A 12,989-nucleotide genomic window follows, 5' to 3' on the forward strand; every position below is an offset into this window, starting at 1 on the left:
CAATCAACCAGCCCTTGAGCCTAAAAAAAATCTTTGGTTTTATAGTGTTTAGTTTGTTGACCTATAATGTCAGCTTGGGACAAGAGTACATTATTACTTCAAGTCTCCATTTGAATAATAGAGGCAGTGGTTTGGGTTTTGGTGTAAGAGAGAAGAACAAGAAAAAAGTCAATTCGGTTTATGAGTTTCACGTCATGAATTTGAAATCGTTTAAAGAACTTACCATTTCAAATGTCGGAATGGCAAATTCAAGCCAAGAACCGGGAACTTTTAAATATGGTAAGATTAATCAAGTACTTCAGTTTAGATTCGGATATGGCAAAGAAGTCTCTTTAGCTAAAAGACCTGATAAAAATGCAATTGGTATCATTTGGAACTCAACAGCCGGATTGAATTTGGCTTTTCAGATTCCTGTATTTATTGATTATAATACACCGGGTCAAAATGAAAATGGTTTTATAACAGTTCGATATGACCCTGAAGTGCACGAACGGCCTAATATTATTCAATCACATTCTTATTACAACGGATTATCAGGCTCTAAGTTTATTCCATCTTTGTTTTTGAAACAAGGACTCATTATGGAATTTGGTAACTACGCAAATTCTCCAAGTAGATTGGAATCAGGATTAATTTTGGATGCTTTCCCGATTCAGCCTCAGATAATGTATAACCAAAAACTGCCTCACTTTTTTCTTTCTTTTTATGTTAGCTTTGCACTCCTAAATTTTGAGATATGAACGAATTGGTAGAGGAAAAGAAACAGGACAGAATAATCAAGCCTGATTGGCTTAAAATCAAAATACCATCCGGAGAAAACTATTCAAAAATAAAGGCAATTACTCGAGATAATAACCTGCATACAATTTGTGAATCAGGTAAATGCCCAAATATTGCAGAGTGTTGGGGACGCGGTACGGCTACTTTTATGATTCTCGGAAATGTTTGCACTCGCTCTTGTTCATTTTGTGCTGTGCAAACAGGTCGCCCGACTCACTATGATATGGACGAGCCATTCAGGGTGGCTGATGCAATCCACAAAATGGGAGTCAAGCATGCTGTAATAACGTCTGTGAATCGCGATGAACTCAAAGATAAAGGTGCAACCGTTTGGGCTGACACTATTCGTGAAGTAAAAAAACTTAATCCTAATACCACTATTGAAACACTCATACCCGATTTCAAAGCTCTGTGGGATTTGCTGTATATGGTAATTGACGAAAAGCCGCATGTTGTTTCACATAATATGGAAACCGTAAAAAGACTTTATAGAATTGTTCGCCCTCAAGCCAAGTATGAAAGAAGTTTGGAACAAATTCAAAGAACAAAAGAAAGAGGAGCCAGAACTAAATCAGGAATTATGCTCGGATTAGGCGAAACACCTGATGAAGTATATGAAGCAATGGACGATTTGGTTGCACACGGATGCGAAGTCCTTACCTTAGGCCAATATTTACAACCTACAAAGATGCATTTGGAAGTGAAAGAATATGTAACCCCTGACAAATTCGCACATTATAAAGAAGAAGGACTTAGAAGAGGGTTTGAAATTGTTGAGAGTGGTGCACGAGTGAGGTCTTCATATCATGCAGAAAAACATATATGAGTTCCTCTATTAAGGAATCTTCTCATTTAAACTCTTTTTTATTATAGACCGTGTTCTTTTAGCAGGCATTACAATGATGTGCTGATATTTGTTGTAGTGCGTTTGTAATTGATAGTGTAGTGAAGAGGGTAGAGCTTCCTAATATTTCGTTTAAGAAAACCATATACAGTCTTATTCGTAAATTTAAACATTGGATTATTCAGTTTATATTCAGGCTTAGTCCTATATAATTCTAAAAATTTGTTTTATCGATTAAATGTTATCAAACATATACAATCTGTTATATTAGTCTATTCGATTAATGCAGTAGTATATTGACAAAGTATATTTCTTAAAGGGGTTAAGTAATTGTTCTACATTTGGCTTTTAAAAAATTAAATAATTATATCATAGTCATGGCAAAACATTACATCATTAACAAGTTACATTCGATTTTTATTGAGGGTCTCTCAGTAATTCTCTTATTTGTAACAGGCGACATAGTAGCGCAAAACAATGCGGCTACTATTCCAACAAAAAATTATGTTCAGGAGGAGATAGCAGGGTATTCCGTAAAAATGACATCCCCATTACAACATGATGAAAAGGAACTCATTTCTGAACGAACCCAAACTACAAAAGCTATTTCTACCGGCAATGGAAGTGTGAAACTCTTGTCCTATGCAGGTCCAATTCACTATCAAAAGGGCAGCAAATGGGAGGAAATTGATTTAACAATTCTGCCCAATCGCTCAGGAGATTATCTTGATTATCCGTATGCAAATTTTGGAAATAGCTTCCATTCATTTTATTCAAGCAACCCAACTCGCCAGCCTGTCATTACTAAGTTGGAAGATGGACAAATAATATCTGAAACAGTTTCGAGTTTGTATTCATTTAATGCTGAGGGAAATCAAGGAAAAAGTACACTCAAAATATCAGATAAAACACCTGATATACATATACAAGGAGATAAAATTATCTACTCAGAGGTTTTTCCTCTTATAGATTTAGTCTATTCTCAAAGAAATGTTGGACGAAATTTTGAGGTTATTATTAAAGACAAACAGTTTTTAGACCAATTCCCATTATCTGACAATCGAATAGTAATTGAGGAAGCGGTACAAATACCTGAAAATTGGGTCGTAAAAAAAGAGCAGAATGAAATAAATTTCTACTCTAATAATGTGTTGATTGCGACTATCCCTCAACCTGTAATGCGTCAAGAACTTTTAGGAAAAGTTGAATACAAATCTGAAGCGGAGTTTATGTTGGTGGGTGATATTTCATTTACTAAGAAGGGTACTCAAGTAATCATTACTACGACCTTTTCTTTAGAATGGCTTAGAGACGAAGCAAGAATATACCCAATAGCTTTAGACCCTATGTGGAAGATTGCAACTACAAATGCAACCTATTGGACAGGATATCAAACTAGTTCTTCTGCCAAAACAAATGGTATGCTCTATATGAACAATGCGTCATATTCAAGTTGGGCTAAATTTTCTATTCCCTCATTGTCTGTTGGAAGTAATGTTGTAATGGTGAAGTACTATGGTGCTGCTTACGGAGGAACTCAAACAAGCGATAAGTTTGTATCTATTCGCTCAATGGACGCAATTGACCCTGTAGCCGCTTCAGCCGTAGATATTTGGAAAGCCATTTCAATAGGTACATCCTTTACAACAACTTATCGTTGGAATAACCCTGTTTCAAATGCAGCCAGCGTAAGTATTGATTGTTACACAGGGTCTGGAGCGCTTGGAACTGATGCCAATACATATATCCAGAGCAGAGCCGGAAGCTATGCTTCTTTTGGCTTTTGGGAAATTTCGGGTAATACATCTTATCAGTATCAAGGAGCAAATAATAGTGTTGCACCTCCATATATTGAAGTTACATATTGTTCGGGTGGGGATTGTTCCGGTACACCTAATGTCGGTACCCTTGTAGCACCTGACTTTGCTTGCAGTGGACAGAATTTTAATCTTACACTTACCGGTGCGTCAAAGAATTGTGGTATAGATATGCAGTGGCAGAGAGCTACTAGTGCATCCGGACCTTGGAGCACAATTGATTATGAATTTAAAGATGTATTGACTTTGACACAAACCCAAAAAACATGGTATCGTGTTGTAATGAGGTGTAGTTTTTCAGGCTTGCAAAACACTTCTAATGTTGTAGAGGTTGCAACTGAGAAAAGAGCGTTTGGTGCAGATAGTTATACAATTAATCAAGGTGCTGCACCAACAAGGAAAAATTTCCAAAGTTTCACTTCGATGGCTGATTCTCTTCAATGCCACGGTATCACATCAGCCATTACCGTCAATGTTGTTTCAGGTTCCGGTCCATATAATGAACAATTAATATTAAAACCTATTACTGGATCTAGTTCCTCAAAACGATTGACTGTAAATGGCAATAATGAAGTATTGCAATTTGCTTCAAGTAATAGTAGTAATAACTATGTGTTTGAGTTTGATCAAGATGCCAGTTTTTATTCGTTTAAGAATTTAACCTTACGAAATAACGGAACATCATTTGCCCGTATTATTAACTTTCCAAAGAATAATGAAAGCGTTACATTTACAAATGTAACTTTCCAAGGCTATGCAAGCGCAACAACCTCTGCAAATCATTATTTAGTACAATTACAAACAAATGTGATTAGTAACTATTTGACTTTTGACAGCTGTACCTTCTTATATGGGTCTGCAGGTATGTATATGTATTCTAGTAGCTCAAATGGAGTGGGAATGTCTGCGCAAAATTTAAGGGTAACAGATTGTAGGTTTATTGATCAATATTATTATGGGATATTTGTTCAATATTATGCAGGGCTTCAATTGTTTAGAAACATCATTACTTCAACAAAGACATATTCCGGCTATATGGGCATGCGCTTATATTGGATAATGTGCCCACAGCTTGATAATAGGACTTATATTGATGGTAATAAGATATATTATAATCAAGGGGGCTATGGAATGTATCTTCAATATTTGGGTGTGAATACTTCATATCCAACTGATGATTATTTCTTTAGAATATCAAATAATGTCATAAACATAGGTCCCGGTCCGAGTTCTTCAATTCTAACTAGAGGTATATATATTGCGAATCAATCAAATTCTGAGTTTTGGCATAATACAGTTCACGTGTCATCAGCCGATCAAACAAACTCTGCTGCCTTTTGGTTCCAAAGTGCTTATACCACATCTGTAACACAAGGTAAAGTTGATGTAGCTAATAATCTATTTACCAGTGAAGGAAATGCTCCGGCATTTTATCTGTCTAACTCAAATATTACACCAACTAATGTTACAATAGATAAGAATAATTTGTATTCTAAGGGTGTAAACTTGGGCAATTATCTTGGTTCTTTTTCTTCAAATATTGTAAATTGGAGAAGCGCAACCGGTTATGATGTTAATTCTGAAAATTTAGACCCAATGTACCAAGACGAAGCGCGTCCGAATTCTAATATGCACATTACAAATAGTACTTTACACAACAAAGCAGGTTATATGTTCAAGATTCCTAATGATGCAGAAGGAAGAGTTAGAAATGCGACAGGGACAGACCATGGAGGATTAATGTCGATAGCTGATGTATCCATATCAACCGCTTCAAGTGTGTTTTCATTACCCTCATGTGGCAGGGATTATCCTATTGATCTGACCGTGTTGAATTCGGGTAATTTTGCTTTTTCCGGAAAACTCTATTTTAAGATTGAAATTAACGGTGGAGCTAGGGTATATTTGGATTCAATCCCCTTTAATTTGAGTCCTGGTGAATCTAAGTCAGTTCTTATGAACAACGCTGTTAATTTAGCAGGAGGTAGAGTTAATACAATAAAGATAAGTATATTAAATACAGATGAAAACATGGCTAATAATGTCTTTGCATTTTCGTCTCCCTATTTAGAGAAGAGTCCAAGTGGTAGTGCTATAACCGCTGTTTCAATTGGTTCAGCAAAAGGACCAGCTCCTTCTGACCCATTTTGGAAATCAATCGCAAACGAAACATTGAAGTTTTCAGTTACACCCCCAGCAGGATTTACAAATTCAGACTATTCTACAGGCTATATGGTCAATACAAATGCGTATGAAAAAGTTGGAGGAGTGCCTCTCCCTGCTTCGGCAACAACATATTCTCATAATCCAACATCTGGAGGTGAGTGGACACTAAATGTACCTGATAAAACATTCGATGGAAAAGCACTTATTTATGAATTGCAATTTGTTAATGTTATTTCAGGGTGTGATTCGACAATTACGATTGAAATACTCGTTGTTGATGATGGTATGCCTGATTTTACCACTATATCAATTACCTGCGAAAAACTAAATACAGAATTTAAAAATCTATCCACGGTTTCATCAGGTTATCTGTCATACAAATGGGATTTTGGAGATGGCAGTGTAAGTGCAAAGCCCAATCCTGAACACGTATATACAAATGCAGGAGCATACACCGTTACGCTTACTACAAGAACAGTACCCTATGGTTTTGAAAATTCAATTACAAAGATCATATTAATTCACGAAACTCCCGATGTAAACTTCAGTCATATTGATAAATGCTATGGACAAACGATTTCTTTAACGAATACCTCAACAAATATTATCGGTCTTCCAACTTATGAATGGGATTTGGGTGATGGCAATTCAAGTATTTCTAAAGATGTTTTAGTTGCATACAATCAACCCGGTGAATATACAGTCTCACTTACTGTAACTACAGATAATGGATGTTATGGACATGTTGCAAAGTCCGTTACTTCTTATGCGAATCCTGTTCCTAATTTTGAATTCCCTGCATTAAAGTGTATGGGTAATATTGTTCCCTTTAAGAACACTACAACTATAGCATTCTCAAATTGGACAAGTAAGTGGCAGTTCGGTGTTGGCGAAGGTGCTTCTAATGACATGCATCCATTGTATGAATTTACCAAAATTGGAATTGCAAAAGTGAAATTGGTAACAACTTCTGAATTTGGTTGTTCGGATTCAATTATTAAGAATGTACAAATTGAGCATACGCCAATAATTAATATTACGAATAATGATGCTTGTGTAGGGTATCCTACTATCTTCAACAGTAATGTAGATGTGCCCTCAAATTTGACTGCTACATATAAATGGAATATTGACTTAGTTAATTATTTGGATGAAACACCGGCTGTGATATTTAAGTATGCTGATTATGAGGTTGTAAAAGTTGATGTAGCTTTCTCAAATGGATGTCAAGCTTCTGCTACAAAGCGTGTACAATCAGCGCATCGACCCAAAGCCGATTTTAATGTTAATAGTGCCGTTTGTTCAGGTCAAATGATTGATTTGTATAACACTACATTAGTTAAGTTTGGGGCACCTAAATATACATGGAATTTAGGAGACGGTTCAGTGTTTGTTGATGAACATGCGCCAAAGTATATATATAGTAATAATCAATCCAAAGACTATACAATTACACTGATTGCTACCTCTCCGCTAGGCACATGTCCTGATACGTTCTCTAAGACGGTCTCTGTTGGCGTTACACCTGTATGCGACTTTACTGTGTCAGATATTTATATGCCCGGGCATAGAGGGTATGAATTCAAGTCTGTCTCTCAATCAGGTGTGCAATACGATTGGGATTTTGGAGATGGCATGAAGTCTAATGCCCCAAATAGTAACCACCAATTCTCTCGTGATGGAGTTTATAGTGTCAAACTTAAAATATCAACTCCCGAAGGTTGTAGTTGTGAAAAAATAATTTCACATCATGTTGTTAATCTTGGGTTGTCGGATGTATTTGCAAAGTCAGGACTGGTTATATTTCCTATTCCATCAACCGGTGTTATAAATTTGGTAAATAAAGGAAATGTCAATATTGAATCAATTAAGGTGGTCAATACAATTGGTTCTGTGGTGTATTTTAGTAGTGTAAATATAGCAGACAATAGTTTCTCTATTGATTTAACAAAAAATGCTGCGGGAGTTTATTTAGTTCAGGTTAAAACTATAGAGGGTGTGATACTCACTCAGAAGATTGTGATAGAGAAATAAATATTTCTAATTTTCAAGTCTAGCAGCCGTTATACAACAGTGTAACGGCTGTTTTTTTATAGACCCCAAAATGAAAGTCATCAGTTTGAGAGACTAAATAGCTGTCTTCAACATTGAAAAAGTGATTTAACAAGTTAAAGTTCTCCTCACTTTCTTCAATAAAATGTTGACTGATTCCTTTTAAGAGTGGAACTAAGATATTGCCTCCGTATCCGTTCAACTCAAGCATTTGAAAGTGTGCGTTCAGTAGGGGTAATATTTTTGAAGATTCAACAGCTTCAGATGGATCAGCAATCAACATCCGTAGCAATCCAGGTGCTGTTTGTCTTTTTTTGATTTTCCCGCTTAAATAAGTACGTTTGTTTTGAGGAATTGTGTTGAGTATGGAGTTCACAACATCAAGTTGTTTGTGATTCCATTGAATCCTGTCCGGACCGGTGTATTCATGAATGATGATGATCCCTTTATTGCTTAACATGGTTTTAATTTTCGCAATCACTTGTTCTAAGTTCTTTAAGTGATGTAAAGAGGAATGAAACAAAATAATATCAAATGTTTGCTGCGACTCAAACTGCTCAAAACTGCTATGGATAAACTGTATGCGTTCATCATTGGTTCGTGATTGAGCATATTGAATATTTTGAAAAGCAAGGTCGATTGCTGTTATTGACGTAAAAACGTTGCTTTTGAGGAAGTCAAGTTCTTGACTTCCAGTGCCACAACCTATTGAAAGCATGTTGAGATTTGTGCAGTTATGTAAATACTTTTCTATTACATAATTTATGTATGATTGATTATCGTTACCTGTTATCATCTTGTTCCATCTTTTGCGAACTAATGGGATATTCCACCAATTTGTTGGAGGTAGTGCCCCTGCGTTCCAATGGGATTGCACTCTTTTAAATGCTCGCAATGAGAATTTGCCTAAAAAGAAGGAAAGCTTTGAGGAATGAATTTTCTCTCTTAACTCAATAAAGTCGGAATAAGATATAATGCTCAAGACCTCACAAAAATAAAAAAGGCTGTTGGATACTACCAACAGCCTTTCCCATATTTATTTTAATTAGATTATTTTTTTGCGTAACGCTTGTTGAATTTATCAACTCTACCTGCAGTGTCAATAAATGTATGTTTTCCGGTAAAGAATGGGTGAGATTTATCTGAAATCTCAATCTTAAACAATGGGTATTCATTTCCATCTTTCCATTTGATGGTTTCTTTTGTGTTTACACAAGATTTAGTAAGAAACTCATAGTCTGAGGACATGTCCTTAAATACCACATGTCTATAATTGCTTGGGTGAATATCTTTTTTCATTTTCGTTCGCTGAAAAGGGAGTGCAAAAATAACAGTATTTTCTAAATATGCAAAGTCAATTTGAAAAATTAAACTGTAGATTGATTATGTTTGCACCTAAGCTTTGAGTATGGAAAAGAGAGATTACATTTTAAATGATGCACAAATCAGACAAAGGGTTAAAAGAATTGCTTATGAAATTCTTGAAAACAATCTGAATGAAAAGGTCGTATTGATTGGAGGTGTAGGTCAAAGAGGAGGGTTGTTGGCAGAACTGATTGCCAAGGAAGTTGATAGTTTAAAAGAGATTAAAACCAAACTTTTTTCTATTGTTACACTCATTGGGAAGGTAAAATTAAGTGTTGATACCAAGGAGCTAAAGGACCAAACAATCATCATTGTCGATGATGTATTAAATACCGGTAAGACCTTGATGGATATATTAGTGGTTGTTGCATCCAATGAACCAAAGCGTGTTGAAACTTGTTTCTTGGCTCAACGCAGCCATAGAAAATTTCCTGTTAAGGGTGATTATGTAGGAATTTCAATGGCCACTACTTTTCAGGAGCATATTTATTTTGACGCAAGCAATCCTAATAAGCTCAGTGTCTATTTAGAATAATAAACTGCAAAATTTTTTGAGTCAGTAAAGCTATTGCTTACGCTGTATTGCCTTTCTTGCTGCAGCAATAATATCATTTGCAGTCAGACCATACTTGACCAGCAACTCTTCAGGAGTGCCACTTTCGCCAAATGAATCATTAACCGCAACATATTCCATAGGCGTAGGTTTGTGTATTGCTAATACTTGTGCAATACTGTCTCCAAGTCCCCCAATTTTATTATGTTCTTCTGCACTCACCACGCAACCTGTTTTATTTACTGAATGAAGAATTGCATCTGTATCAATAGGCTTAATTGTATGGATGTTGATTAAATCAACAGAAATACCTTCTTGAGTGAGTACTTCTGCAGCCTTAACAGCTTCCCAGACGAGATGCCCGGTCGCAAAAATGCTGACATCACTTCCGTCCTGAATTTTCCATGCTTTTCCAATCTCAAATTTTTGATCTACAGGATAAAATACGGGCCATTTTGGTCTGCCAAATCGTAGGTAAACAGGACCGCGGTGTTCTAAAATGGCAAGCGTTGCAGCTTTCGTTTGATTGTAATCGCAGGGGTTGATAACAGTCATGCCGGGCAACATTTTCATCAATCCAATATCTTCCAATATCTGATGAGTTGCGCCATCTTCTCCAAGTGTTAATCCTGCATGAGAAGCACATATTTTTACATTTTTATTAGAATAAGCTATGGATTGTCTGATTTGGTCATATACCCTACCGGTAGAAAAGTTTGCAAAGGTACCCGTAAACGGAATTTTTCCTCCTGAGGCTAATCCTGCTGCCAATCCCATCATGTTTGCTTCTGCAATTCCTGTTTGGAAAAATCGTTCAGGAAATTCTTTCTGAAATGCATCCATTTTTAGTGAGCCGGTTAGGTCTGCACAAAGTGCTACTACATCTTTATTTTTTCTACCTGCTTCTAACAACCCTGCTCCAAAGCCTGAACGGGTGTCCTTCAAATCTTTTATTTCTGTGCTAATGTTCATATTGGTTTAAAATGTAAAATCTGTTACTTTTCCGGAAAGTACTGTAAATTCTTTTTGGAAAGTGTATATGGTTTTTGTTTCACTCCGCAATCTTCCGATAACAAAATAGTTGCCCGGCTGCATCACAATGACTTGATTACTTCTTCTTTCATCAATGTCTGCAACCCAAATAGTCTTGCCGCCTTCCATTCTGTATATAGCTGCTACATAATCTTTAGTTTTTGTAAGATTCAGTTTGCCGGGTTGAGGAATCTTGATTTCGGTTACTTTGTCTTGTGATATCTTAATGTTTACAAAGATTGGAGGAGTGGATAGTATTTCAATATCGTATTCACCATTTAAATACTTTTTTGAAGTATTAAAGTCTTGTGCAAAGACAGTTTTCATATCCCCTTTAATTCTTACAATTGCTTGTAGTCTATCGTAACGTGTAACACCATCTACAACTAATTTTAAAGTCCCCTGACCTGCATCCAATGCTATGATATTGTGTTTGCCTGGGATGAGCGAAATATTTTCTTTATAAACGTTTGGCATTGTGTGCACTCTGATATTATATCTGCGCATAGGATCTAAGAAAAGTGTATCAGGAACGCCATATACATTCATTGTGTGATAGTAGTTGTATAGTTCAACACCTGTTGTCGCATCATAGATTGTCATGTTTACATTGGTTTCTAACGGCTTTTTATTTCCATCTACTAAGCTAATCTGGCAACTGGTTGCATTTAATGCTTGCGAAATAACTACGCCAATAACGGTTTCGAACTCACTCATTGAATTAGCATCGTAATAATTTCCGGCACAAGAGAAAAATTTTCTAAAAACTTCCGGATCTGAGCCAACTCCAATGATAAACGGTTTTAGAAATATACCTTTATTTTGAAGCTCTTGACTGACTTCACAGGGGTTGCCGTCACATTCTTCTAATCCGTCTGTTATGAGAATAATAAGGTTTCTCACTGATTTATCACCTTGTGGGAAGTCGTTTACTGACTGTCCAAGTGAACGAGCAATAGGTGTATAGCCTCGCGGTCTAAGAGTGGAAACTTTTTTCTTAATTAATTCATGATTATATGGAGCAAAAGGTATCTCCAATTTGGTGTCATTGCAATCATTGAATTTTAAGTCTGTTTGGTGCCCATAAACGCGTAATGCAAGTTCAACATTGGGAAAAGAAGCTAAGCTGTCCACCATTTTGTATAACATTTCTTTGGCTGCGGTCATGCGATCTGTGCTGCCAAATTGTGCATTCATACTTCCGGAAGCATCAAATATGATGAGAATACGTGACTTAATGTTAGGTGTTTTGGTTTGAACCTGTCCGGATAGTTTGAAACCGGTTAACAGAATCAGACTGAAAAAGGCAATGGAAACTTTCTTGAGAATGAGTTGCATAGTTTTAATTTTAATAATCACCAAGAGTCTCGGGTAGTTGTGCCAAGGCATCTGCAAGTTGTTGGTCATTAGGCGGAATACCGTGCCATTTATGTGACCCCATCATAAAGTCCACACCGGCACCCATTTCAGTTTTCATAATAACCGCAATTGGCTTGTCCATACCTGTTTTTTCTTTAGCTTCTTTCATCTTTTGCAAGATTTGTTCCATATTGTTACCATTCATCTCCATTACCAACCAGCCAAAAGATTCAAACTTGTTGCGAAGATTGTCAAAGCCCATAATATCAACGGTTGAACCATCAATCTGTTGTTTGTTAAAATCAATTGTTGCGATAAGGTTGTCAACTTGGTTATGTGCTGCATACATGATAGCTTCCCAATTTTGACCTTCTTGTAATTCTCCATCTCCCAGATTTACATAAACAATACTTGGGTCAGCATCCAATTTTTTTTGCAATGCTACTCCGGTAGCAAAACTCAATCCTTGACCCAGTGATCCGGTTGCAACCCTAATTCCGGGAAGATGTTCCATTGTAGTCGGGTGCCCTTGAAGTCTGGAGTTTAATTTGCGGAATGTAGCAAGTTCCTCAATAGGGAAATATCCGTTTCGAGCCAACACACTGTATAAAGCCGGACTAATATGACCATTACTCAAAATGAAAATATCTTCACCATGCCCTTCAATTGTAAAATGATTGGGATTGTGGTTCATAATATGAAAATAAAGTGCAGTAAAATAATCTGCACAACCCAATGAGCCTCCGGGGTGCCCGGATTGGACTGCATGAACCATGCGTACTATGTCTCGTCTTACTTGTGAAGCAATATTTTTGAGCTTGTTGACGTCTGTTACGGCTGCTGAATACATAGGGCAAATATGGCTTATAACTTTTGTTTTTAGAAATTTATTCATGTGAGTTTTCCTCATGCTTTCCTCATTTGTTCTTTGGCTTGTTTATTGCATTTATGTGATTGCAAGAGAATTATGCTCATTTACTTTTAGCATCTCTTTTGTATTAAACCTTTGTAAATTAATATT

General features: G+C 36.4%; 9 protein-coding genes and 1 pseudogene. 5 read left to right on the forward strand and 5 right to left on the reverse strand.

The features are described from left to right. Window positions 1–14: 14 nt before the first annotated feature. The 4 genes and pseudogenes from M0R38_04765 to M0R38_04780 all read left to right on the forward strand — a co-directional run bounded on the left by M0R38_04765 (window position 15) and on the right by M0R38_04780 (window position 7,641). The gene (locus tag M0R38_04765) at window positions 15–740 is read left to right on the forward strand and encodes a hypothetical protein (GenBank protein ID MCK9481057.1); all 726 of its coding nucleotides are present in this window, start codon (window positions 15–17) and stop codon (window positions 738–740) included. Continuing rightward, on the forward strand, window positions 737–1,606 hold the full coding sequence (gene lipA, locus M0R38_04770) for a lipoyl synthase (GenBank protein MCK9481058.1): 870 nt from the start codon (window positions 737–739) through the stop codon (window positions 1,604–1,606). The genes M0R38_04765 and lipA overlap by 4 nt, the downstream gene beginning before the upstream one ends. Before the next feature lie 4,286 nt (window positions 1,607–5,892). Continuing rightward, window positions 5,893–6,075: pseudogene (locus tag M0R38_04775) on the forward strand (PKD domain-containing protein). Between the two features lie 138 nt (window positions 6,076–6,213). Next, entirely contained in the window at window positions 6,214–7,641 is a 1,428-nt protein-coding gene (locus tag M0R38_04780; GenBank protein ID MCK9481059.1) for a PKD domain-containing protein, read from the forward strand. A gap of 19 nt (window positions 7,642–7,660) precedes the next feature. Here the strand turns inward: M0R38_04780 and M0R38_04785 are convergent, their stop codons facing one another. Continuing rightward, complete coding sequence (locus M0R38_04785; protein MCK9481060.1) at window positions 7,661–8,641, reverse strand: class I SAM-dependent methyltransferase; 981 nt, start codon at window positions 8,639–8,641, stop codon at window positions 7,661–7,663. 68 nt (window positions 8,642–8,709) lie between these two features. Further along, window positions 8,710–8,958, reverse strand: coding sequence for a type B 50S ribosomal protein L31 (locus tag M0R38_04790; protein ID MCK9481061.1), 249 nt, complete (start codon window positions 8,956–8,958; stop codon window positions 8,710–8,712). Between the two features lie 109 nt (window positions 8,959–9,067). On the opposite strand from M0R38_04790, the gene M0R38_04795 reads away from it, so the two are divergent. Continuing rightward, window positions 9,068–9,559 carry a phosphoribosyltransferase gene (locus M0R38_04795; protein ID MCK9481062.1) on the forward strand — a complete coding sequence of 164 codons (492 nt, stop codon included), beginning with the start codon at window positions 9,068–9,070 and terminating at the stop codon, window positions 9,557–9,559. 30 nt (window positions 9,560–9,589) lie between these two features. Here the strand turns inward: M0R38_04795 and M0R38_04800 are convergent, their stop codons facing one another. Genes M0R38_04800 through M0R38_04810 form a run of 3 tightly spaced genes read right to left on the reverse strand, consistent with a single transcriptional unit; the run spans window position 9,590 to window position 12,818 of the window. Beyond that, on the reverse strand, window positions 9,590–10,549 hold the full coding sequence (locus M0R38_04800) for a transketolase family protein (GenBank protein ID MCK9481063.1): 960 nt from the start codon (window positions 10,547–10,549) through the stop codon (window positions 9,590–9,592). A 6-nt stretch (window positions 10,550–10,555) separates the two neighbouring features. After that, window positions 10,556–11,947: a VWA domain-containing protein gene (locus M0R38_04805; GenBank protein ID MCK9481064.1), complete on the reverse strand. Its 1,392-nt coding sequence runs from the start codon at window positions 11,945–11,947 to the stop codon at window positions 10,556–10,558. A 10-nt stretch (window positions 11,948–11,957) separates the two neighbouring features. After that, window positions 11,958–12,818 (reverse strand): transketolase, encoded by an 861-nt coding sequence (locus M0R38_04810; protein MCK9481065.1) that lies wholly within the window; start codon window positions 12,816–12,818, stop codon window positions 11,958–11,960. Between the last annotated feature and the right edge of the window lie 171 nt (window positions 12,819–12,989).

The organism is Bacteroidia bacterium, from assembly GCA_023228875.1.
Taxonomy (GTDB): Bacteria; Bacteroidota; Bacteroidia; order NS11-12g; family UBA955; genus JALOAG01.

What these genes read in the sequence shown, in the direction of transcription:
- lipA (MCK9481058.1), top strand. Translation starts at nt 737, where the DNA reads ATGAACGAATTGGTAGAGGAAAAGAAACAGGACAGAATAATCAAGCCT.
- M0R38_04790 (MCK9481061.1), bottom strand. Translation starts at nt 8,958, where the DNA reads ATGAAAAAAGATATTCACCCAAGCAATTATAGACATGTGGTATTTAAG.
- M0R38_04795 (MCK9481062.1), top strand. Translation starts at nt 9,068, where the DNA reads ATGGAAAAGAGAGATTACATTTTAAATGATGCACAAATCAGACAAAGG.
- M0R38_04800 (MCK9481063.1), bottom strand. Translation starts at nt 10,549, where the DNA reads ATGAACATTAGCACAGAAATAAAAGATTTGAAGGACACCCGTTCAGGC.
- M0R38_04805 (MCK9481064.1), bottom strand. Translation starts at nt 11,947, where the DNA reads ATGCAACTCATTCTCAAGAAAGTTTCCATTGCCTTTTTCAGTCTGATT.
- M0R38_04810 (MCK9481065.1), bottom strand. Translation starts at nt 12,818, where the DNA reads ATGTATTCAGCAGCCGTAACAGACGTCAACAAGCTCAAAAATATTGCT.